The sequence below is a fragment of the Rhizobium jaguaris genome (assembly GCF_003627755.1).
Lineage (GTDB): Bacteria > Pseudomonadota > Alphaproteobacteria > Rhizobiales > Rhizobiaceae > Rhizobium > Rhizobium jaguaris.
The window spans coordinates 3,587,589-3,610,293 of sequence record NZ_CP032694.1; the positions used below are offsets into that span (position 1 = coordinate 3,587,589).

At 59.1% G+C, this 22,705-nt stretch carries 20 protein-coding genes and 1 tRNA gene; 11 read left to right on the plus strand and 10 right to left on the minus strand.

From position 1 onward, the window contains the following. Positions 1–47: 47 nt before the first annotated feature. On the minus strand, positions 48–4,772 hold the full coding sequence (gene gltB / locus CCGE525_RS17520; RefSeq protein ID WP_120705387.1) for a glutamate synthase large subunit: 4,725 nt from the start codon (positions 4,770–4,772) through the stop codon (positions 48–50). A 569-nt stretch (positions 4,773–5,341) separates the two neighbouring features. On the opposite strand from gltB, the gene CCGE525_RS17525 reads away from it, so the two are divergent. After that, positions 5,342–6,388, plus strand: coding sequence for a threonine aldolase family protein (locus tag CCGE525_RS17525; protein ID WP_120705388.1), 1,047 nt, complete (start codon positions 5,342–5,344; stop codon positions 6,386–6,388). Positions 6,389–6,802: 414 nt separating this feature from the next. Here CCGE525_RS17525 and CCGE525_RS17535 read toward each other — a convergent pair whose 3' ends face one another. After that, positions 6,803–7,660, minus strand: coding sequence for a LysR substrate-binding domain-containing protein (locus tag CCGE525_RS17535; protein WP_120705390.1), 858 nt, complete (start codon positions 7,658–7,660; stop codon positions 6,803–6,805). Between the two features lie 106 nt (positions 7,661–7,766). Between CCGE525_RS17535 and CCGE525_RS17540 the strand changes: the two genes are divergently transcribed. The 3 genes from CCGE525_RS17540 to CCGE525_RS17550 all read left to right on the plus strand — a co-directional run bounded on the left by CCGE525_RS17540 (position 7,767) and on the right by CCGE525_RS17550 (position 10,008). After that, entirely contained in the window at positions 7,767–8,801 is a 1,035-nt protein-coding gene (locus CCGE525_RS17540; RefSeq protein ID WP_120705391.1) for a bile acid:sodium symporter family protein, read from the plus strand. 89 nt (positions 8,802–8,890) lie between these two features. Beyond that, positions 8,891–9,592, plus strand: coding sequence for a hypothetical protein (locus CCGE525_RS17545; protein ID WP_120705392.1), 702 nt, complete (start codon positions 8,891–8,893; stop codon positions 9,590–9,592). Next, a complete protein-coding gene (locus CCGE525_RS17550; RefSeq protein ID WP_120705393.1) occupies positions 9,589–10,008 on the plus strand; it encodes a PIN-like domain-containing protein in 420 nt (139 codons plus the stop codon). Before CCGE525_RS17545 ends, CCGE525_RS17550 begins: the two co-directional genes overlap by 4 nt. Positions 10,009–10,143: 135 nt before the next feature. Here the strand turns inward: CCGE525_RS17550 and CCGE525_RS17555 are convergent, their stop codons facing one another. Both CCGE525_RS17555 and CCGE525_RS17560 read right to left on the minus strand, forming a co-directional pair. Then, positions 10,144–10,608, minus strand: coding sequence for an Hsp20 family protein (locus CCGE525_RS17555; RefSeq protein WP_120705394.1), 465 nt, complete (start codon positions 10,606–10,608; stop codon positions 10,144–10,146). A gap of 351 nt (positions 10,609–10,959) precedes the next feature. Continuing rightward, complete coding sequence (locus CCGE525_RS17560) at positions 10,960–11,376, minus strand: DUF2000 domain-containing protein (RefSeq protein ID WP_120705395.1); 417 nt, start codon at positions 11,374–11,376, stop codon at positions 10,960–10,962. 131 nt (positions 11,377–11,507) lie between these two features. Between CCGE525_RS17560 and CCGE525_RS17565 the strand changes: the two genes are divergently transcribed. The 3 genes from CCGE525_RS17565 to CCGE525_RS17575 all read left to right on the plus strand — a co-directional run bounded on the left by CCGE525_RS17565 (position 11,508) and on the right by CCGE525_RS17575 (position 14,318). After that, positions 11,508–11,987, plus strand: a complete 480-nt coding sequence (locus CCGE525_RS17565; RefSeq protein WP_120705396.1) for an Lrp/AsnC family transcriptional regulator — start codon at positions 11,508–11,510, stop codon at positions 11,985–11,987. A gap of 111 nt (positions 11,988–12,098) precedes the next feature. Continuing rightward, positions 12,099–13,166 (plus strand): cyclic nucleotide-gated ion channel, encoded by a 1,068-nt coding sequence (locus CCGE525_RS17570; RefSeq protein WP_120705397.1) that lies wholly within the window; start codon positions 12,099–12,101, stop codon positions 13,164–13,166. A 213-nt stretch (positions 13,167–13,379) separates the two neighbouring features. Then, positions 13,380–14,318: a LysR family transcriptional regulator gene (locus CCGE525_RS17575; protein WP_120706472.1), complete on the plus strand. Its 939-nt coding sequence runs from the start codon at positions 13,380–13,382 to the stop codon at positions 14,316–14,318. Here the strand turns inward: CCGE525_RS17575 and CCGE525_RS17580 are convergent. Further along, positions 14,269–15,003 (minus strand): SDR family oxidoreductase, encoded by a 735-nt coding sequence (locus CCGE525_RS17580; RefSeq protein WP_120705398.1) that lies wholly within the window; start codon positions 15,001–15,003, stop codon positions 14,269–14,271. The genes CCGE525_RS17575 and CCGE525_RS17580 overlap by 50 nt on opposite strands. 223 nt (positions 15,004–15,226) lie before the next feature. Here CCGE525_RS17580 and CCGE525_RS17585 point away from each other — a divergent pair, with 223 nt between their 5' ends. Together CCGE525_RS17585 and CCGE525_RS17590 are read left to right on the plus strand one after the other, a co-directional pair. After that, positions 15,227–16,201, plus strand: coding sequence for an alpha/beta fold hydrolase (locus CCGE525_RS17585; protein ID WP_120706473.1), 975 nt, complete (start codon positions 15,227–15,229; stop codon positions 16,199–16,201). Between the two features lie 152 nt (positions 16,202–16,353). Continuing rightward, a protein-coding gene (locus CCGE525_RS17590; protein ID WP_120703057.1) for an IS630 family transposase occupies positions 16,354–17,302 on the plus strand; the annotation gives its coding sequence in 2 pieces (ribosomal slippage) (positions 16,354–16,689 and positions 16,691–17,302; 948 coding nt in all). A gap of 6 nt (positions 17,303–17,308) precedes the next feature. Here the strand turns inward: CCGE525_RS17590 and hisN are convergent. Next, positions 17,309–18,082 carry a histidinol-phosphatase gene (gene hisN, locus CCGE525_RS17595; RefSeq protein WP_120705399.1) on the minus strand — a complete coding sequence of 258 codons (774 nt, stop codon included), beginning with the start codon at positions 18,080–18,082 and terminating at the stop codon, positions 17,309–17,311. A gap of 491 nt (positions 18,083–18,573) precedes the next feature. Beyond that, on the minus strand, positions 18,574–19,458 hold the full coding sequence (locus tag CCGE525_RS17600; RefSeq protein WP_120706474.1) for an N-formylglutamate amidohydrolase: 885 nt from the start codon (positions 19,456–19,458) through the stop codon (positions 18,574–18,576). A gap of 287 nt (positions 19,459–19,745) precedes the next feature. Between CCGE525_RS17600 and cpdR1 the strand changes: the two genes are divergently transcribed. Together cpdR1 and CCGE525_RS17615 are read left to right on the plus strand one after the other, a co-directional pair. Then, positions 19,746–20,108 (plus strand): response regulator CpdR1, encoded by a 363-nt coding sequence (gene cpdR1, locus CCGE525_RS17610; protein ID WP_004117561.1) that lies wholly within the window; start codon positions 19,746–19,748, stop codon positions 20,106–20,108. 84 nt (positions 20,109–20,192) lie between these two features. Continuing rightward, positions 20,193–20,267: transfer RNA gene (locus CCGE525_RS17615), tRNA-Val, on the plus strand. Between the two features lie 221 nt (positions 20,268–20,488). Here CCGE525_RS17615 and CCGE525_RS17620 read toward each other — a convergent pair. The 3 genes from CCGE525_RS17620 to CCGE525_RS38350 form a co-directional block, all read right to left on the minus strand. Beyond that, a complete protein-coding gene (locus CCGE525_RS17620; protein ID WP_120705401.1) occupies positions 20,489–21,685 on the minus strand; it encodes a tyrosine-type recombinase/integrase in 1,197 nt (398 codons plus the stop codon). Then, positions 21,660–22,223 carry a helix-turn-helix domain-containing protein gene (locus CCGE525_RS17625; protein WP_162950204.1) on the minus strand — a complete coding sequence of 188 codons (564 nt, stop codon included), beginning with the start codon at positions 22,221–22,223 and terminating at the stop codon, positions 21,660–21,662. Before CCGE525_RS17625 ends, CCGE525_RS17620 begins: the two co-directional genes overlap by 26 nt. Before the next feature lie 120 nt (positions 22,224–22,343). Continuing rightward, positions 22,344–22,541, minus strand: a complete 198-nt coding sequence (locus tag CCGE525_RS38350; protein WP_162950205.1) for a hypothetical protein — start codon at positions 22,539–22,541, stop codon at positions 22,344–22,346. Between the last annotated feature and the right edge of the window lie 164 nt (positions 22,542–22,705).

Here is a 22,705-nt window from a genome sequence, read left to right on the forward strand (position 1 = left end):
CCGCAATCGGACGCGAAACCCTCGACTGGAAGACAAGCCGCAGCGGATTACTCCGCCGCCACGCTCATCCGGCTCCGCTCCATCTCCTCCAGTGCACGACGGTATTCGACCGGCATGACCTTACGGAATTTCGGGCGGTGGTCTGCCCAATGATCGAGGATTTCCTTTGCCCGCGTCGAACCGGTGTAGTGGAAATGGTTCGAAATCAGCTGATAGAGGCGCTCCTCATCGTGGCGCGTCATGTCACCGGAGACGTCGACGCGTCCCTTGTGCATGAGGTCGCCGCCGTGATGATGCAGCTTCTCCAGCAATTCATCCTCTTCCGGAACCGGCTCCAGTTCGACCATCGCCATGTTGCAGCGGCGGGCGAAATCGCCCTTTTCGTCGAGCACGTAAGCGACGCCGCCCGACATGCCAGCCGCGAAGTTGCGGCCGGTTTCGCCGAGCACGACGACGACACCGCCGGTCATATATTCGCAGCCATGGTCACCCACGCCTTCGACGACAGCGATGGCGCCGGAGTTGCGCACCGCGAAACGCTCGCCGGCGACACCACGGAAGTAGCATTCGCCTTCGGTCGCGCCATAGAGCACGGTGTTGCCGACGATGATCGAGTGTTCGGCCGATATTTGCGAGTTTTCCGGCGGACGGACGATGATGCGGCCGCCCGAGAGGCCCTTGCCGACATAATCGTTACCGTCACCGACGAGATTGAAGGTAACGCCGCGCGCCAGGAACGCGCCGAAGGACTGGCCGGCAGTGCCTCTCAGCGTGACATGGATGGTGTCATCTTTCAGGCCACGATGACCGTAACGCTTGGCGACAGCACCAGACAGCATCGCACCGGCTGAACGGTCGACGTTCTTGATGTCGACGTCGAGGGCGACCGGAGTCTTGCTGGCAAGCGCCGGCTCCGCCTTCTCGATCAGCTTGCGGTCGAGAATGTCGACGATCGGGTGCTTTTGCACCGTCGTCCAATAGGTCTCTTCCTTCGGCGCATCGACCTTGTGGAAGATGCGGCTGAAGTCGAGCCCCTTGGCCTTCCAGTGGGCGAGCATATCGTCCTTCTCCAACAGCTCCGAAGCGCCGATGATGTCGTCCAGCTTGGCAACGCCGAGCGAGGCGAGGATTTCGCGCACTTCCTGAGCGACGAAGAAGAAGTAGTTGATGACATGCTCCGGCGTGCCCTTGAAGCGCTTGCGCAGGACCGGATCCTGCGTCGCGACGCCGACCGGACAGGTGTTGAGGTGGCACTTGCGCATCATGACGCAACCGGCCGCGATCAGCGGCGCGGTGGCGAAACCGAATTCGTCTGCGCCAAGCAGCGCTCCGACGATAACGTCGCGGCCGGTCTTCAGGCCACCGTCCACCTGCAGGGCGACGCGCGAGCGCAACCCGTTCAGTACCAGCGTCTGCTGCGTTTCGGCAAGGCCGATTTCCCAAGGGCTGCCGGCATGCTTCAGCGAGGTGAGCGGCGATGCGCCGGTGCCGCCGTCGAAGCCTGCAACGGTGATGTGATCGGCGCGCGCCTTAGCGACGCCGGCGGCAACCGTTCCGACACCGACTTCCGAGACGAGCTTGACCGAGACATCCGAGGTCGGGTTGACGTTCTTCAGGTCGAAGATGAGCTGCGCCAGATCTTCGATAGAGTAGATGTCATGGTGCGGCGGCGGCGAAATGAGGCCGACGCCCGGCGTGGAATGCCGGGTCTTGGCGACGGTGGCGTCGACCTTGTGGCCGGGCAACTGCCCGCCTTCGCCGGGCTTCGCACCCTGCGCCACTTTGATCTGCAGCACGTCGGCATTGACCAGATATTCGGTGGTCACCCCGAAGCGGCCGGAAGCGATCTGCTTGATCGCCGAGCGTTCCGGGTTCGGCGAACCGTCGAAGAGTGGCATGTAGCGGTCGGATTCCTCGCCGCCCTCGCCGGTGTTCGACTTGCCGCCGATCCGATTCATGGCGATCGCCAGCGTCGTATGCGCCTCACGGCTGATCGAGCCGAAGGACATGGCGCCCGTCGAAAAGCGCTTGACGATATCGGTGGCAGGTTCGACCTCCTCCACCGGGATCGGCTTGCGGCCGAGCACGTCCGCCCCCTTGATCTTGAAGAGGCCGCGGATAGTGTTCATTCGGAGCGCCGATTGGTTGACCATCTCCGAGAATTCGCGATAGCGATCCTCGGCATTACCGCGCACGGCATGCTGAAGTGCGGCGACGGCATCCGGCGTCCAGGCGTGGCTCTCGCCGCGCATGCGGTAGGCATATTCACCGCCGATGTCGAGCGTGCTCGCCAGGATCGGGTCACGGCCGAAGGCCGACTTGTGACGGGCGACAGTTTCCTCGGCGATAGTTTCGAGGCCGATGCCTTCGATCATCGTCGCCGTGCCGAAGAAATACTTGTCGACCAGTTCCTGCTGCAGGCCGATCGCATCGAAGATCTGCGCGCCGCAATAGGACTGATAGGTCGAGATGCCCATCTTCGACATGACCTTGAGGATGCCTTTGCCGACCGCCTTGATATAGCGGTAGACGACTTCACTCGCATCGACTTCTTTCGGGAATTCGCCGCGCTGATGCATGTCGAGCAGCGTGTCGAAAGCGAGATAGGGGTTGATTGCCTCGGCGCCATAGCCGGCGAGCAAGCAAAAATGGTGCACTTCGCGCGGCTCGCCGGTTTCGACGACGATACCGACCGACGTGCGCAGCCCCTTGCGGATCAGGTGATGGTGCACGGCCGCAGTCGCCAGCAGCGCCGGAATTGCGATGCGGTCAGGCCCGATCTGGCGGTCGGAGAGCACGATGATGTTGTAGCCGCCGCGAACGGCCGCTTCGGCGCGCTCGCAGAGACGATCCAGCATTTCCGGCATGCCTTCGGCGCCACGTTCGACATCATAGGTGAAGTCGAGCGTCTTGGTGTCGAAGCGGTCTTCCGTGTGACCGATCGAGCGGATCTTTTCCAAATCGCCGTTGGTCAGGATCGGCTGGCGCACTTCCAGCCGCTTGGCATTGGCCATGCCGGTGTGGTCGAGCAGGTTCGGGCGCGGACCGATGAAGGAGACGAGGCTCATCACCAGCTCTTCGCGGATCGGATCGATCGGCGGGTTGGTGACCTGCGCGAAATTCTGTTTGAAATAGGTGTAAAGCAGCTTCGGCTTGTCGGACATGGCCGAGATCGGCGTGTCCGTGCCCATGGAGCCGATCGCCTCCTGCCCCGTCGTTGCCATCGGCGACATCAGAATCTTGGTGTCTTCCAGCGTGTAGCCGAAAGCCTGCTGGCGATCGAGCAACGACACGTCGCGACGCAGAGCGCGCGGCTCTACCGGCTTCAGATCTTCGAGGATCAACTGTGTGCGGTCGAGCCAGTTGCGATAGGGATGCTTGGTGGCAAGCTCGAACTTCACCTCATCGTCAGAGATGATCCGGCCCTTTTCCATATCGATAAGCAGCATCTTGCCCGGCTGCAGCCGCCACTTCTGGATGATCTTCTCTTCCTCGACCGGCAGAACGCCGGCTTCGGACGCCATGATGACGCGATCGTCGTTGGTGACGAGATAGCGCGCCGGACGCAGGCCGTTGCGGTCGAGCGTCGCGCCGATCTGCTTGCCGTCCGTGAAGGCGACCGCAGCCGGTCCGTCCCACGGCTCCATCAGGGCAGCATGATATTCGTAGAACGCCTTGCGTTCTGGCGCCATCAACTGGTTACCGGCCCAGGCCTCCGGGATCAGCATCATAACGGCATGCGCCATGGAATAGCCACCGCGCACAAGGAATTCGAGCGCGTTGTCGAAGCAGGCGGTGTCCGACTGTCCTTCGTATGAGATCGGCCAGAGCTTGGAGATGTCGTCGCCGAACAGCGGCGAGGATACCGACGCCTGGCGCGCCGCCATCCAGTTGACGTTGCCACGCAGCGTGTTGATTTCGCCGTTGTGGGCAACCATGCGGTAGGGATGCGCCAGCTTCCATGACGGGAAGGTGTTGGTCGAAAAGCGCTGGTGCACGAGCGCAACCGCCGATTCGAAACGCGGATCGGAAAGATCCTTGTAATAGGCGCCGACCTGGTAGGCGAGGAACATACCCTTGTAGACCACGGTCGAGCTCGACAGCGAGACCGGGTAGAAGTTGCTCTCTTCGCCCTCGTATTCCGCATAGATGCGGTTGGAGATCACCTTGCGCAGGGTGAACAAGCGGCGCTCGAATTCCTCATGCGTGCTGGCATCGCGGCCGGCGCCGATGAAGACTTGCACATGATACGGCTCCGTGGCGGCGATATCAGGCGCCTTGGAGAGCGAGGAATTGTCGACCGGCACATCGCGGAAACCAAGCAGAACCTGGCCTTCCTCGGCGACGACCAGCTTGATCGCGGTCTTGAAGTGTTCGATCAGCGCCTCGTCACGCGGCAGGAAGAAATGGCCGACGCCATATTCGCCCGCCTTCGGCAGAGTAACGCCCTGCAAGGCCATTTCCTCACGGAAGAAGCGATCTGGAATCTGCACGAGAATGCCGGCACCGTCGCCCATCAGCGGATCGGCACCGACAGCACCGCGATGCGTCAGGTTTTCCAGGATGAACAAGCCATCCCGCACGATCTGGTGCGACTTCTGGCCCTTCATGTGCGCGACAAAGCCGACGCCGCAGGCATCATGTTCATTGCGCGGATCATAAAGGCCCTGCCTCGGCGGGATGCCGACAGCGCGTTTCGACGTTTTGGCCGTAGCGGCAGCATTGGCTGCAGCGGTCGGGTCAAAAGTCATGGACGTCGTCCTGTTCGTCATCGTCTTCCCTCCGGTAAGGCCCGCGTCGCGGGCGATCCTTCGTCCCGCGCCGCCCCGTTATCGGGTCCGACGCGCGACAGCGCTGTTGCATTGTGAAGATCGGCCGCAGACCATGCTCCTTCGGTGGAGCCCGTCGTCAGCGTTCCGCGCCTTGCTTATTCCACCGCCGCCCCGCCTGGTCGCCTAGTGGCTCCCGTAGGACGTGCTCGCGATAACTATAGCTCGAAATCCCGATATCGTCAGGACCCTCTAGCGCATCTTCGGCCTTGGCGGCCAAAATAGGACAGCAACCCTGTCCTAATTCATCAGCTCTATGCCAGAAAGTGATGGGTTTCGCAAGAGCAAAACGGCAAAATATCGTTAACGGACGACGGAAGATTGCCAATGCTTCGAAATTCGAGCAAGAAAGTTTCGCCGCGCTGCATCATTTTGTTTGTTGATTGCGTAGATCAATTTCTGTGATGAGTCCTTCAGCACAGCACTCTTGATCCCCCGCGGCATTGGATTAATGTCCGGCGAACCTCAGTTAACCCTCCCGCAAATCCCTTAGTTTCAGTTGGTACATACCTATGTTCTTTGCTTCCGATAACTGGGCCGGCGCCCATTCCAAGATTGCCGAACGTCTGCTCGCCGAATCCGGCGGTTTCGCCGCGGCCTACGGCACCAGCGATCTCGACCGGAAGGTCGAAGCCAAGTTCGCCGAAATCTTCGAGCGCGAGGTCGCCGTCTTTTTCGTCGCCACCGGCACGGCCGCCAACTCGCTGTCGCTCGCCAGCGTCCAGAAGCCGGGCGGTATCAGCTTCTGCCACACGGAAGCGCATGTGGCCGAGGACGAATGCGGCGCGCCGGATTTCTTCAGCGGTGCGCGACTGGCGACAGTCGATGGCGCTGCCGGTAAGATCGATGCTAAGGCGCTCGCCACCAAAGTCGCCCGCTTCCCGCAGGACGCGCTGCATCACGGCCGCGCCGCCGCAGTGACCATCACCCAGGCGACGGAAATCGGCACGGTCTATTCGCTCGCTGAAATCGACGCCATCGCCTCCGTCTGCAAGGCGAACGGCCTGCCGCTACATATGGACGGCGCCCGCTTCGCCAATGCACTGGTCGCGCTTGGCGCCAGCCCGGCGGAGATGACCTGGAAGCGCGGCGTCGACATCCTCTCCTTCGGTGGCACCAAGAACGGCTGCTGGTGCGCGGAGGCGATGATCTTCTTCAATCCGGAGCAGGCGAAGGAGATGCATTTCATCCGCAAACGCGCCGCCCAGCTTTTCTCCAAGTCGCGCTTCATTGCCGCCCAGTTCGATGGCTATTTCGAAGGTGGCCTCTGGCTCGATCTTGCCCGCCATTCCAACCGCATGGCCGATCGCCTGCGCGCTGGCATCGAGCAAGCTGCCACCGCACGCCTCGCCTGGCCGACGGCTTCAAACGAAGTCTTTGCGATCATTTCGAAATCGGCTGCCAAGACCGCCGAGGACAAGGGTGCAAAATTCTACGAATGGCCGATCCCGGAATCGCAGCCCGAACTGGTGAACGAGAACGAGACGCTGATCCGCCTCGTCACCAGCTTCGCCACGACCGATCACGATGTCACCGGTTTCCTGGCTTGCCTCGCCTGATTTTCGGATAAAAAGGAACGCCGTGGTGACGGCCCGATTGGGACATACGCGGCGCTCAACTCCCATTTGGAGAGCTAGTTTTCAGTTTGGTGCATAAATAGGGCGGAACGTGAAACCTCTTGTCCAGACCGACCGGGCATGTGGCGGGTTATGGCCGTCATCGCCATCACACAGGCGATCAAGCCGCAAATAAACATTGCACCATATTTCATCGGGCTGATTTTCCTCGACTCAGCTCGTTTAGTTATTTCGAGAATACTAACGGAAACTGACGGAAACCTGAAGGGCGAATTGAACGAACGGGACACGCAAAACGGGAGACAGAAGCCGGCGAAGGAATCCTAACAACTTACTCAAGCTTATCTCCATGATTCAAAAGTGATTTTTAAATCGGGATTCGCCCATCCTGTTACTTTAGGTAGACGTCAGCCCTCTCACCTTCGCCAAAATATCCTCCGACAAGGCACGGACCAGCAACTGGTCCGCCCCTTTACGCGGCACCAGGACGAATTCGACATCCTCCAATGCCGGCAGCCAACCCGGTGCAATTTCCGACAGTCCGGTCGGCGCCATGCTGCGAGGCTGAACAAGGACACCCATGCCGGCACGGGCGGCCGCGGTCAGGCCGCTAAGGCTGCCGCACGTGCAGACGATCCGCCAAGGCACCTGCTGACGGCGCAAAGCTTCAAGCGCCACGGCGCGGGTGACGCTCGGGGCCGGAAAGGCGATCAACGGCAGAGGCGCCGCGAGTGCGCAAATGCGCTCCGGATCACGCGCCAGCCAGACCAGCGGCTCGCGATAGACGAGCGTTCCCCGGATATCACCGAGGCGACGTTTGGCAAGCACGAGATCAAGGTCGCCATTGTCCTGCATCTCATAGAGCGTACCACTAAGGGCGACCGTCAATTCGAGATCGACGGAAGGATGCGAGCGGACGAACTCTTCGAGCACATCAGGCAACTGGCTGGTAACGAAATCCTCGGAGACGCCGAGCCGTAGGTTGCCGCGCAGGCTGTTGCCGGCAAAAAGCTGCTGTACCTCCCCCTCGATCGACAGCATCTGTCGGGCGTGGCCAAGCAATGCCTCACCGTCCCCGGTCAACACCACCCGATGTGTGTCGCGCGCCAGAAGCTTGCGGCTGAGCGTGGTCTCCAGCCGCTGAATATGCTGACTGACCGTGGATTGGCCAAGGCCGAGCCGCTCGGCAGCGAGCGTGAAACTGCCCATCTGCTCAACGGCGACGAAGCTGCGCAACTGTATGAGATCGAGCATCGCTCATCCTGCTTCACGATAACTGTTATTCCTTGCATCGTGGATCACGATAGGTCTATGTGCAAGGATTATTGTTACGGCTTGTAATTGCGATTGGGGTTGGCACATGCGCCGCTTTCTTCCAGACACCTTCACCATGCTGCTTGTGCTCACCGTGCTCACGGCATCCTTCTTCCCGGTGCAGGGGACGAGCGCTCACTATTTCGGCACCGCCACCAATTTTGCCATCGGCCTGCTGTTTTTCCTGCATGGCGCGCGTCTGTCGCGTGACGTCGTTATCGCGGGCCTGCTGCATTGGCGGCTGCACATGGTCATCCTACTGACCACCTTCGGCATTTTCCCGCTTCTGGCGCTCGCCATGGGCGTGCTGGTGCCGACCATCCTGCCGCAAGCGCTTTACACCGGCATTCTGTTCCTCAGCGTGCTCCCCTCGACGGTGCAGTCGTCGATCGCCTTCACTTCGATTGCCGGCGGCAACGTGCCGGCCGCAATCTGCGCCGCGTCGGCCTCCAACATTTTCGGCATGTTCCTGACGCCCCTGCTCGTCGGCGTGCTCTTCTCGGTCGGCGGCCATGGCGGTGGGTTCTCCTGGGACGTGCTGGAGCAGATCATGCTCCAGCTGCTGGCGCCCTTCATCGCCGGCCAGATCCTGCAGCCGTGGATCGGCAACTGGATACGCTCGAAGAAGAAGATCCTGATGCCGGTCGATCGCGGTTCGATCCTGATGGTCGTCTATTCGGCCTTCAGCGAGGCCGTCGTCGAGGGACTCTGGCACACCTTCTCAGTAGTCGACATCGTCACGGTCATCATCGCCAATATGGTGCTTCTGGTGCTGGTGCTCTGCATCACCATGTTCGGCAGCCGCGCGCTCGGCTTCTCCAAGGCCGATGAGATCACCATCACATTCTGTGGCTCGAAGAAATCCCTGGCGAGCGGCGTGCCGATGGCCAACGTCATTTTCGCCGGCCAGGGCATCGGCGCCATCGTCCTGCCGCTGATGCTGTTCCACCAGATCCAGCTCATGGCCTGTGCCGTCATCGCCCAGAAATATGCTGACGCCGCCAAGAGGCGGGAAGCGGCAAAGGCCGGAGCCGAGACAGCAGGGTCGCCCAAGACGAACGGAGCCACAAACGCGGCGTAGCGGCATGAATTAATTCAGTCGCCAAGTTTAAAAAATGTACCGCCACGCTTGGCTGTTGACACCGAATCAACACGATGGATTATGGCTGCATGAACAATGATCGATTGATTGGTGTCGGCCTTTATACTCCCGCGGAAGCGGGAAAACTTCTTCGCATCCCGCCAGCCAAAATCTCGCGTTGGCTAAAGGGCCACCATATTCAAGGAAGGTACTATCCGCCGCTTTGGACGCCTGAAATTTCGCTTGGTGATGACCGAGTATTTCTTGGATTTCGCGATCTTATGGAAGTCCGTGTAGCAGACGCTTTTATTCAAGTAGGCGTGTCGGCAATTAGAGTCCGTTCCGCGATCGAGGTCGCCAGAGACGTTATCGGCCGGGACAGACCTTTGTCCACAAACCGCTTTCGAACCGATGGACGCGAGATTTTCCTCCACATCGTTGAAGAAGACAGTGATGGCGAAAAACGTGAACTTTTACTTAATCTGTTCCGTAAACAATACGAATTTAACAGCATTCTCGATCCTATCCTGAGAACTGTCGACTTCGGCAGCGACGGAAATCCATTGGCTTGGTGGCCGGCAGGCCGACGACTTAATGTCGTCATTGACCCCACCCGCTCGTTTGGCCAACCGATAGATGCCTCTTCAAGTGTACCTACGGCAATTTTGGCAGCCGCAGCTAAATACGATGGCAGCATCCGAAATACAGCGCTGGCATATGATGTGTCTGAAACAGCAGTCAGACATGCTGTCGAATTTGAAACGATGATGGAACAACGGCTCGCGGCGTGAACGTCTTTTTTGACAATTGCACTTCTCCTGTTCTTGCCGCCACATTACACGGATTCATTCAGCACCAAGGTCATGCCGCAGCGCATGTACGTGACCTAGATGGCTTGCCGAACGGTCGACATTCGACGGATTTGGAATGGATTGATCGTCTTCGGAAATCCAATGACCAATGGATATTCATCTCTGGTGATGGACGCGTCTTGAAAAATCCGGCTGAAAGGGCCGCTCTTCGGTCGGCTGGACTCCACGGTTTTATTTTGGCACCAGCGTATCAGAAGACACCATTGAATCAGGTGGCATCCATCTTAATTTGGCGCTGGCCTGAAATCCTTCAAATTACAAATCTGCTCCAGCCACCATCCATGCACGAAGTGCCAATAAACAGAAATGGAAAGCTTCGTTCCCTTCCAATCTGAGGATTGAGCACTCCTCGGAAATGAAGGTGATTGAAAATCAACCCAAATAACATACAAAGGCGGCGCCCCAACGGAGCGCCGCCTTGCTTTTATGACCTTGGGAGGATCGGTCTTCGGGCTATTTATTGAAGGCCGTTAGTTGATATGGGCCTCGATTGCCTTTGGCGTCTCGACCGGCTCGGCGGCGATGGAGATGCGGCGGGGCTTCATGGCTTCCGGAATGTTGCGCAACAGATCGATGTGCAGCAGACCATTCTTCAGCGAAGCCGCCTGGACCTCGACATGATCGGCGAGCTGGAAACGACGCTCAAAGGCGCGCTTGGCAATACCGCGATAGAGATATTCGCTGGCCTCGGTCGGCTCTGCGCTCTTTTCACCCTTGACCTGGAGAACATGGGCATGGGTCTCGATGCTCAGTTCCTTTTCATCGAAACCGGCGACGGCCATGGTGATACGGTAGGTGTTTTCACCGGTGCGCTCGATGTTGTAGGGCGGATATGTCTGAGCCTGATCGGGCTGCGCAAGGCTGTCGAGCATGGTGAAGAGACGGTCGAAACCGACGGTGGAACGGTAAAGGGGAGAGAAGTCTACGTGACGCATGGTGTCCTCCTGTGAGCGACGATTGCGATTCGGTTTTTGCCCCACGACCCCGCTCTGGGCGGCCTCGGGACGGTTACGCGAGCCCGTTTGGCACCCGCAGAATGGAGATGGGGATCGCTTTTCAGGAGTTCAAGACCCCAATGGTTTCTTGCGAATTTCTGGCAAAAAGCCGCGTGAACCTCAGATGAACGCTCGGTTCGGGGCCCGTTCAGGCTAGCGGAATTATCAATAGACCATCGGATGCATTCACTGTCCGATGACTGAAGTGTATCGTCCCTTCTTCTTCAGTCCTTGCTAGGCCGGCGACGCGGAACTCCTTATCTCCGCAAGCCGGCCCTTTTCTTTCCAGCATCAGCGCAACAGCTTCAGCGAACCCGTCAGCGATTTCACCCATTTCGATGGACCTGCCAGCCCCAAGCCGTCAATGACTTCGCCGGCAAGATCGTGATCCGGAAATGTCGCCTCATATTCCCTGTAATCGTGCAGCGACCGGGCGAAAGCAGGAAACGGAACGATCGCGCGATCATCCTGCTGCGGCAAAGTCTTCAGCAGCAGCGACCGGATAGCCTCGGCATCCGCCTGCAGCACCGGAACGGGCATGTTCGAGCTGATGTCGATGGTGCGCCCCTCCCTGTCGCTCAATTGACGCGCCGCGAGCGCTGGAAATTTCGCACCCAGTCCGATCGCAATGGCGCCGGCGGTGTTGGTGATCAAACCGAGCGGGAGTGCCGGATTGACGACGATGGCAAGACGGATATCGGGAAGCATGGAGACCTGCTGCTGTTGAGACTATGCTCTCACACGATATCTCTCACATCGGGGATAATCTTACTTTTCATTGCCGCACAGATCGCAATTATGGTAGAGTCTACCAAATTCTCACAAGGATGAGGCCGGGTATGCCTAATACGCTTGAGCCTATCGATCTGCGAATTCTTGGGGCGCTCCAAAAAGACGGACGCCTGACCAATCAGGCGCTTTCATCCCAAGTCGGGCTCTCCACCTCCCCATGCTGGCGGCGTGTGCGCCAATTGGAAGAAACCGGAGTCATCCAGGGCTATACGGCGACCCTCGACAGGCGCCAGATCGGTCTCGGCGTCCTGGCTTTCATCAGGGTGAAGATCGACAGCCACAGTGAGGCAGAAGCCGAGAAATTCTCACACGACGTCCTGAAGCTGAGCGAAGTCGTGGCGTGCTACAGCATCGCCGGAGACGCGGATTTCCTGCTGCAGGTCGTCGCTGCAGACCTCGATAGCTATGCGGATTTCGCCATGGCGGTCGTTCGCCGATTGCCACGCATCAAGGAGATGCAGACGACGTTCGTGCTCAAGGAAATCAAGGCTTTCAAAGGTTTTCCGCTGGATGTCGACCAGCGATAAATTGCTCGTTCCACAGGTCAACACTTGGTTGCTCTGCGTGTCCGGCCAGCCTTTACGTTTGGATCGAAGACGCCCTATTCTAGAAGAGTAGCAGCCCACCGGGGATATTGAATGTTGGCGCTCCCTTTCTCGAAGATATCCGCACCACTGAACACGTTGCTCGCGGCAATCGGTCTCTTGACCGTGGCTGCGCTCACGACGCCGAACATAACCGGACAGACCAGGCTCCTTCTGGAAGTCCTGCTCGTCGGCATCTGGGCTGCCTACGTCCTGCAACTGATTGAGACGCTGATCGTGCAGCGAGCAAGAGACGTTCGCGATCGTGTGCCGGAAATCACCGTTGATATGCTTGCCGTTTTGGTCCCCCTGGTCGCGTTCCTGTTTGTCGGCGGGCGCGATCAGAGTCTCTATTGTGCCATTTGGCTGCTGAAGCCGCTGCGCGGTTCGACCTTCTTTCGCCTGCTGGGCAGGGTCCTGTCCAAAGAGGCTCACAACCTGATCGGCGTCACCTCGATCTTCGGCATCGTTCTGTTTGGCGCGGCGCTCGCCGGCTATGTCATCGAGCGCGACGTCCAGCCCGACAAGTTCGGCAGCATCCCCTTGGCGATGTGGTGGGCAGTGACCACGCTGTCGACCACCGGGTATGGCGACGAGATTCCGCAAAGTTTCGCCGGCCGCATACTTGCTGGGTTGGTCATGATGAGCGGAATCGGCATCTTCGGACTCTGGGCCGGCATTCTCGCCACTGGCTTCTACGAAGAAGTTCGTCGCCAGGACTTCGTGCGCAATTGGCAGTTGGTTGCAGCGGTGCCGCTGTTTCAAAAGCTCGGTTCGGCCGCACTCATCGAGATCGTGCGGGCGCTGAGGCCCCGCGTCGTGCCGGCCGGCGGCATAATCTGCCGTAAGGGTGAGAGCGGCGACCAGATGTTCTTCATCGTCGAAGGCCGGGTCAGCGTCGCGACACCGAACCCGGTGGAACTGGGCGCCGGCAGCTTCTTCGGCGAGATGGCGCTGATCAGCGGCGAACCGCGCTCGGCGACCGTCAGTGCCGTGACCGAGGTCTCACTGCTGTCGCTCTATTCGGCGGATTTCCAGATGCTGTCGAGCAGCAGCCCGGAGATCGCCGACATCATCCGCAAGACCGCACTCGAGAGACGCGGCACGACACCGAAGCCCTGACGGAGAAGACGCTGCGATCAAGACAGTGTCGGAAGTCTCGGATGCTGGCGCCTAAGAAGCTGCGAGCGACCGATGGCCCGGACCCTCCGCTGACCTTGTTTCCAGCCATTCCCTGATGTGTTGACGATGACATAAGCGATATGGCAGCGTCGTCTCTGTTGAGCGTCTCTTCATTTGATGGCGCTTGTTCTGACCTCAATTCGGCACGGCTCGATGCACCCCAGACTGCTCAAGACATTCCTCGCGGTGGCTCGGAACCGGAATTTCACCCGTGCGGCCGAGGAGGTCCATCTCGCGCAATCAAGCGTGAGCGATCAGATCCAGTCGCTCGAAACTGAACTGGACACCGCTCTCTTTATCCGGTCGAGATCGGGCTTGGAGCTGACGGCGGCGGGCGAGACATTAAGACCCTATGCCGAAGAAATTCTGACGGTCGCGGACGAGGCGCGCGCCGCCGTCAAAGCCGCCTCGGGGGTCGCGGCTGGGACGGTGACGATCGGCGCGCTGGAGACGGTTGCCTCCATGAAGCTTCCGTTGTGGTTGCCGGCTTTTCAAAGCGATCATCCTGATATCAGCCTAACGGTGAAGGTCACGGGCAGTGGCGATCTCTTGCGGAAGCTCGAAGACGGCGAGATCGATGTCGCCTTTTGTTTTGACAAGGACGATCTCGATGAGCGCCTGGCGAAGCGGATCATATCGGCGGAGCCATTGGTCCTTATTACACCTCCCGGGCAAGTTTCCGCATCGAAAAGCGGCGATTTGGCAGCACTTGCCTCCATGAGCTTCGTTGTGACCGAAGCCGGCTGCATCTATCGACACCTGTTCGACAAAGCATTTGAGGAGGCAGGGCTCGCAGCACCGAAGCTCGTCGCTGAAGTTGGCAGCATAGGCACAATTGGTCGGCTCGTGGCAGCCGGTACGGGCGTGAGCCTGGTTCCAAGGCTTGCTGTCGGCGATGCGCTCGACCGTGGCGAAATCCGCGAGATGCCCTGGCCGGGTCCAATGCGGACAGCATCGCTTGTGATGATCTGGCGCCGCAGGCGCGTTCAGCCGCCAGCCCTGAAACTGTTGCTGGCGGCCGCGAGCGAGGGTTTCGTGCCAGCTAAACCAGTCGATGCCCGCCCTCGACATGCAGTATCGTCCCCGTTGTGAAGCCATTGCCCATCAGGAAGCTGATGGCATCGGCGATGTCTTCTGGTTGTCCCACTCGCCCGACTGGCAGTCGTTTTGCCATGGCGCTCAACGTCTCGTCTTTCTTGTCGCCGGCAACGAAGGTCCAGATGGGCGTATCGACCCAGCCGGGCGACACGGCATTCACGCGAATTGGCGCCAACTCGACCGCGAGCGCACGGACCAAACCCTCCAGGCCCGCGTTGACGGCGGCCACGACCGCCCCCCGCGCCGATGGACGATAGGCTGCAATGCCCGATGTGAATGTGATGGAACCGGTGGGGGAGAGCATGGGCGCGCCATATTTCGCGAGCAATAACGGTCCGAAGAACTTGCTTTCCACGACCTTTTGCGCGGCCCTGAGATCCAGCGAGGGCAGCAGCTCATAAGCACCTTCGATATCGGCGGCAGTGCTCACGATATGGTCGAGCCGGCCGATCCGCTCAAAGAGATCGGCGACCTGGCCTTCCTGCGTGATATCGACCGTCGCCGTGGAGAGCGCTGGGCTTTGGAGCTCTGCGCAAGCGCGCTGAAGTTTCTCCTCATTCCGTCCGGTGATTATGACCTCGGCACCGACGGCGAGCGAGCGTTTCGCCAGCGCCAGGCCCATTCCGGAGCTGCCCCCGGCAATAAGAATTCTTGAATTCGCGATTTCGGCGATTGCCATGTCTTTCATTCCTGCAGGTGATGACTACCGCCGAAAATTCGCAAAGACGCGTAAGGAGGGGAAACGGAGAAAAACGATAGTGTCATCGGAAACGCCGATGGAGGAATATCGTCGCGGAAGCGCCAGGTTCGACTGCGGGGACCACCAACAAACCAGTTGCAATTCCCCCAGCCTGCGCTATCCCCTTGAGGAGGACATCCCGTCAGCGAGGGGCGACATCGTCATGGATTCGATCCTCTATTCCACAGCAGATAATCCGGTGCCGGAAAACCGCACCGAGGGGTTCTTTGAAACCTTTGACGGGCGCAAGCTGCGCTATGTCGTCTTCCGCTGTGAACAGCCGGTCGCCAAGGGCACCGTGGTGGTGCTGCAGGGTCGCAACGAGTTCATCGAGAAATACTTCGAGACGATCCGCGATCTGACCGCCAAGGGGCTGTGGGTCGCGACCTTCGATCTGCGTGGCCAGGGCGGTTCGGAGCGGCTGTTGAAGGATCCTTTGCGCGGGCATGTCCGCCATTTTTCCGATTATGAGCGGGACCTTAGCGCTTTCCTCGAAAAGATCGTGCTGCCGGATACGCGCCTGCCCTTCTATTTGCTGGCACATTCGACCGGCGCGCTGATCGCACTGTCGGCGGCGCCGCGGCTGACCAGCCGGATCGAGCGTATGGTGCTGTCGGCGCCCTTCGTTGGACTCACCGGCCACGGTGCTTCGCCCGGCCTCGTGCGCTTTCTCTCCGGCACGGTCAGCGCTGTTGGTCTCGGCCGGATGCAGTTCAGCAAAAAATTCAAGGAAAAGCCTTTCGCTGAAAACCCGCTGACCACGGACGAACGACGTTATCGGCGCAACATCGCTATCGGAAAGACCTATCCGCAGCTCACGCTCGGACCGCCGACGGCGCGCTGGCTGCTGGAAGCATTCCGCACGATCGAGCGCGTCAATTCGCCCGAGCATCTTTTTTCCATTGCCATTCCGACCGTGCTGATCGCGCCGACCCGAGATGGCGTCGTGCCCTATGCCGACCAGGAACGGCTGTCGCGCTATTTCCGGGCGGCACAGCTCGTGCCCGTCCACGGCGCGAAACATGAGATTCTTCAGGAGCGGGATGTCTATCGCAATGCGGCACTCGCCGCCATCAACGCCTTCATTCCCGGCAGCGATGCCGAAACGAATACGGATACGGCGGGGGTCGGAATTTAGAGCATAGTGCCGAAAAGTGGGCAGCGGTCTTCTGATAAGATCACGCTCAATCAGACAGCTAGAGCGTTTCCGTTTTTAGCTGAATCGGAAGGGATTCCGTTTTTGCTTGTTTTGTGATTCAAGATGTTGGCTGGAGTGGAGGCCAGCATCAGATGACTCGACCTCTTTCAAATGATCTTCGTAAGCGTGTTGTTGATGCGATCGAGGCCGGCGAGAGCTGCCGGTCGGTGGCGGCACGGTTCGGTATTGCGGTGTCTTCAGCGGTGAAGTGGTCTCAGCGTTATCGTTCGAGCGGATCCGTCGCGCCCGGGAAGATGGGTGGTCACCGCAAGCGTGTTCTGGAGCCGTACCGGGCGTTTATCGCAGAGCGGATCAACCAGACGCCGCATCTGTCACTGCACGGGTTGAAGGAAGAGTTGGCCGCACGAGGGGTGAAGGTGTCCCACGATACCGTATGGCAGTTCCTGCGGCGCGAAGGGCTGCGGTTCAAAAAAAACACTGTTCGCCCTTGAGCAGGCGCGTGCCGACATAGCGCGGCGACGACAGCGCTGGCGGTCCTGGCAGGCCGGTCTCGATCCAAGACGGCTGGTCTTCATCGACGAAACCTGGATCAAGACCAACATGGCGCCGCTTCGAGGCTGGGGGGCGAGGGGCAAACGCCTGCGCAGCTTCGCCCCGCACGGCCATTGGCGCACCCTGACTTTCCTCGGCGCGCTGCGCTGCGATCGGCTCGCCGCACCTTGTGTCTTCGATGGACCGATCAACGGTCAGTGCTTCCGTGCCTATGTCGAGCAACAACTCCTACCGGTGCTCGAACCCGGCGACATCGTCGTGATGGATAACCTCGGTTCCCACAAGTCGGTCGCCATCCGTCAGATGATCCGCAACGCCGGTGCACGGCTCTGGTACCTGCCGCCCTATTCACCCGACCTCAATCCGATTGAGCAGGCCTTCGCCAAAATCAAGCACTGGATGCGCTTGGCTCAGAAGCGAACCATCGATGACACGTGGCGTCACATCGGACAACTCGTTACAACAATCCAGCCCAACGAATGTAGCAACTACTTCGCCAATGCCGGCTACGCTTCCGTCAAAACCTGAAAGGCTCTAGCGCGACAGGATCGCCCTTGCCTCATCATAGACCGCACGGCTGCCCGCGGCGATAATGGAGCCGCCTATTTCCGGCCGACCGCCGTCCCATGTGGTGATAATGCCGCCCGCCTGCTCGATGACAGGGATGATGCCGCCGACATCATAGGGCTTCAGCGAATTTTCGATAACGAGATCGACGTGACCGGCGGCGAGCAGTGCATAGGCGTAGCAATCCGTGCCGTAGCGGAAGAGGCGCACCTGGCTCTCGATCTCACGGTATTTCGCCAACTCTTCGCCGACGAAAAGATGCGGCGAGGTGGTGAAGAGAATGGCATTTGAGATGCCGCCGCAATCGCGGACCTGCAGCCGTTTTTCACCATCCGGGCCGGAATAAGTGGAACCATTGCCGTCGGCGAAATAACGCTCGCCTGTGAATGGTTGATCGATCATGCCCATGATGGCGCGGCCGTTTTTCTGCAGGCCGATCAGCGTGCCCCAGACGGGCACGCCGGAGATGAAGGCGCGAGTGCCGTCGATCGGATCGATCACCCAGACATGCTGGCGGTCGAGACCGACATTGCCGTGTTCTTCACCCAGAATACCGTGATCGGGAAATTCCGTTTCGATGAGTGTCCGGATCGCCACTTCGGCGGCACGGTCGCCCTCGGTCACCGGGTCGAACCCCTTGGCCTCCTTGTTGACCACATCGACCCCGGCGCGAAAGCGCGGCAGGGTCTCGGCCTTGGCCGCCTCGGCCAGACGATAGAAGAACGCACGGTCAGGAAGCATGGTCGATCCGGATAAATGACGGGACGGGCGAAGTCATAGCGCATAAACGCAACGAAGCAAACCAAATGCCGATGCGAGAGGCGGATTGCCCGGCGATCAGGCAGATATCTTGAGATTGCCTAAATATTTTGCATCGCAATAATCTGCTTGACATTTGTGCAATGCAATAGCAATATCCCCTTACAGTCTTCTGACTGTAAATACCCTCCTTGGGTGTTTCCTCCCTAGACTTAGCCGCGCCACAAGCGCGGTTCTTTTTTGCTAGAGAGTCCCCTCGCCCTGCCTGCGGGGAGAGGGCTAGGGTGAGGGGCCAGGCACCAAGGCACGTTAACAGCAAACATGCCTGACCATCATCACAGCCAAACGATTCGATAAGCTTTGTTCGCTCTGAAAGGTTCGAGACAGCCCCTCATCCGAGGCGTCGACATTTCGCCCTGCTCAATGTCTCCGCCCCACCTTCTCCCCGCCTTGCGGGGCGAAAGGGCTTTGCCTCACTCCGCCGCCAGCGCCGGATCGCCTGCATAAGACTCCACATGTTCGGCCATGCGCTTCATGAACAGGGTGATGGCAGCGGCCACCGCATCGAAATCCGCGCGCTTCTCCAGCGTCGTTTCATCGACATAGAGCGAACGGTTGACCTCGATCTGGAGGGCATGAAGACCGCGGGAGGGGCGACCGTAATGCTCAGTGATGAAGCCGCCGGCATAGGGCTTGTTGCGCACGGCGTTGAAGCCGAGTTCTTCGAGGATCTGCATGGCGGCGCGCGACAGGTCCGCCGAAGCGCTGGTCCCATAGCGATCGCCGAGGATGAAATCGGGGCGCATGTTGCTGCCGGCGATGCGGATATTGCCCGGCATGGAATGGCAGTCGACCAGAACACCGAAACCGAATTGGACATGCGTGCGGGCAATCAGCCGGCGAAGGGTCGCATGGTAAGGCTTGTAGATCGTGTCAATGCGCCTCAGCGCATCCTCGACCGGTACGCGGCGGGCGTAGATTTCCATATTTTCCGCAACAATGCGCGGAATCGTGCCGAGGCCGCCGGCAACGCGGAGCGAATTGATATTGGCATAGGGCGGCAGCATGCCGTCGAACATGCGCGGGTCGAGCTCGTAGGGCTCGCGGTTGACGTCGATATAGGCGCGCGGAAAATTGGCGAACAGCAACGGCGCACCGAGAGCGCTCGCTGCCGAAAACAGCTCATCGACGTAATGATCTTCCGAGCGGCGGATGGCGATGCCTTGCAGGCGGGACTGGGCGATAAAATCGGGTGGATAGATACGGCCGCTATGGGGCGAGCTGTAGACAAAGGGAATTGTCTGAGAGACGGGCTCCAATACCTCGAAAATCTCGAAATTACGCATTTCTGCGGACATCAACGTCTTTACCATGTCAACAACTTGTCGCAGCATCCATGTTGCCAGTTGCTCGCCCGCAAGTCCATACTAACTTAAGCAAAATGGCCTTAATACAATGGGTCGCAGCGGAAATGTCCGAAAGCACGATCCCAGGATACGCGAAGCGATTTTGGATGCGATCATGCCGCAGCGAACGAACACCTATGGTTTTGCCCTGGCCGACCATTCACCGCTTGTTTACGGCCAACAGCTAAGCTGGATGCCGGACAAGTCCAAGAAGACAAAAGTTGATTAGCGAACAGATGATGACCCAGAAAATACTCCTTGCCGAAGATGACAACGACATGCGTCGCTTCCTTGTGAAGGCGCTGGAGAAGGCCGGCTACAAGGTCTTGTCCTTTGACAATGGAGCAAGCGCCTATGACCGGCTGCGCGAAGAGCCTTTTTCGCTGCTGCTTACCGACATCGTCATGCCGGAGATGGATGGCATCGAACTGGCGCGCCGTGCCACCGAGCTCGATCCGGACCTGAAAGTGATGTTCATTACCGGTTTCGCCGCCGTGGCGCTGAACCCTGATTCGAAGGCGCCGAAGGATGCCAAGGTGCTTTCCAAGCCATTCCACCTGCGCGAGCTGGTCGACGAAGTCAACAAACTCCTCGCTGCGTAAGACTTCTGGCGGCAACGTCACAAAACCGAAAAAAAGCCTATTGACGGCCACCAAGGTTTTGTGATCTATGCGCCGCCATCGGATGGGCGTGTAGCTCAGCGGGAGAGCACTACGTTGACATCGTAGGGGTCACAAGTTCGATCCTTGTCACGCCCACCATCCTTTTCAAGGGCTTAGCGGGAAACCGCCGAGCCCTTTTTGGTCTCTGGTGCCAAATGGTGCCAACTTCGGGCGGTGAAACGGTGCCAAATCTGGCACCCTGCAGCCCCCCCCGAAATTCACTCCCACCGGAGCCCTTGACGACCTTCCCGATTGCAACCCGTTGCACCGGGCATTCGCCGCGCCTCTCTGGTGCCAAATCCGGCACCGCCAGCGGGTGGTTAGGCTGTCTTCGCAGCCCCCGCAGCGCTCATGCGTGCACGGCGCTCCGCCTCAAGGTCAATCACTGAGGCGCGCATGTCCTCCGTGGTCACCTTCACGTAGACCGACTTCGTCACTCGACTTCCCGGCGCGTGACCCAGGCGCGGCTGGAGGAGAGCGTCTGGCACACCGCGCACGTGAAGCCAAGTCGCCATTGCCTTGCGTAGGACGTGCGGAGAGAGCTTCAGTGGCTGTCCGTTTCGCTTCACTTCGGCCTTCTTCACCGCACTCGCAAGCGCGCGACGGATATTCACGAGCTTGCCGCCAAATCGGCCTGGGAAGATAAGAGCGGGTGGCGTCTCACCTGCCTTCACTGCCTTGGCGCGGGCAGCCTGCTTCGCTGCCGAGAGGCCTTCACATAGGGAGGCGCTTATCGGAATATCCCTGTCCGAGTGGCGCGTCTTGGGAGTGAAGCCATCCTTGCGGCGAATGGAGACGAGCTGATTTGTCGTGTCCAAGTCCAACCATTCGAGCGTGTAGGCTTCCGTCTTGCGAACCCCGGTCTCGGCGAGAAAGCGCACCAGCAGAGCCCTTTGTTCACCGAGAGCATCCAGAATGCGAGACATCTCCTCAGGCGTAGGCACGTCCACTCGCTTCACCGGCATCGGAATGCGTTCCACCTTCGGAAGCTTCTCCACGAGACCCTTATCTTGAGCCCAGCGGAGTACCTGGAGGAACAACGAGGTTTCCGCGTTGATGGTCGCTGCCACGCAGCCCACTTCTACTCGGTGCTTCTGGTAGTCAGCCATCTCCTTGGCACCGATGCTGGAGACGTCAGTTTCGGGAAACTTGCCCAGGATGGCTTTGAGCTTGAAGCCATCAGCATCCAGGGACGATTGCCGCTTCTTGCCGGTGGCCACACGGTCAGCCTGCTCCTCCAGCCACCGCTTCGATACCTCGGTGAGCGTGACGCCGCTCACCTTTCGAGCGAAGCCGCGCCCTGACAGAGCGCCATCAAGCTGAAGCTCTCTTAGCAGCCTCTTCGCATCCGCCAGCGCCTCCGCTTTCGTCGTCAATGTGTGGCGGGCGCGCTTTCCGTTCGGTGACAGGTGCGGCGGGACATCAACAATCCATGCCCCTGTATGCGCACCATCACGGATGCGCGGGGCCACCCGGAATGGCCCTATCTTTTCAGCCTCTAGCTTTGCCTTTGTCATCTCGTTGGTTTTCCCCTTTCGTCAGAGTTCGCACGTAGCTGACCGGGTCGAACGACCCGGCCTTCTCCGGTGCAACAAGTTGCACCGGCTCCCGCGCGACAGGCGTGCGCATCTTTCGAGCTGGTACCACTCTGGCACCGCCGCCCTGGTCCCGCCGCGAGGTAATGAAAACGACCACATCGGACCGCCGATAGATCAGGCGCGCGCCAATCTTCGAGGCGGGCAGCTCACTACGAGGAATGCGGCGGACAAAGTCCACTCCGCATCCCAGCATACGCGCCACATTTTCCACGAATAAGAAGTCACCGCCGAGGCCATCAGAACTCCCTGTAAAGCGGTGCGGATTATTGCGCCTATCCACTTCGTAGGACCCTCGCACGCTAACACCAAGCCTGTCCAGCAGACCGGCCATGCTGCGCTGCCTTCGAACCAACTCATCTCTTCTTTCCGACGACTCCACGTCAACAGCCCTCAATTCAAAAATCATATCACCAAATTGGAGAAGCATAAGGCTGTTTTCAAGTGTTAAATCAAACATCTGTGAATTTATATTTGACGAACGATCAGTAAAACGTCATATAGGATCCAATTTTTATTTTAACTCCGATAAAATCACCTTGCATACATAGATGATTCTGCCGTAGTGATTAAACGATAATCAACAGGAATACTGAAAATGCCGAGAAAATTGATAGCGCTGCAGGTTGATCCTAGGTGTGTTCACGAAATTGACGCCTTCGTTGGCAACGGCCTCCCTGGGGATGCTTATTTTTTCGCCACGCGCTCCGACTTCCTCCGCGCCGCAATTGCTCGGCTTATTGAGGAGCTGCGCCTCGACAAGCCAGTCGTCCGCCACCGTGATCGCCCGGTGCAACCCGTTGCACCGGCTGCCGGTGCTTGACCAACGTGTAAGAAAAGGAACTGCAAATGTCCGCACCATTGATCCCTGTCACCTCGTTCGCGAAGAACGAGCTTCAGGCGTCGCTCTCAGAAATGGCTTTCCGAGACCGGACCGAACGC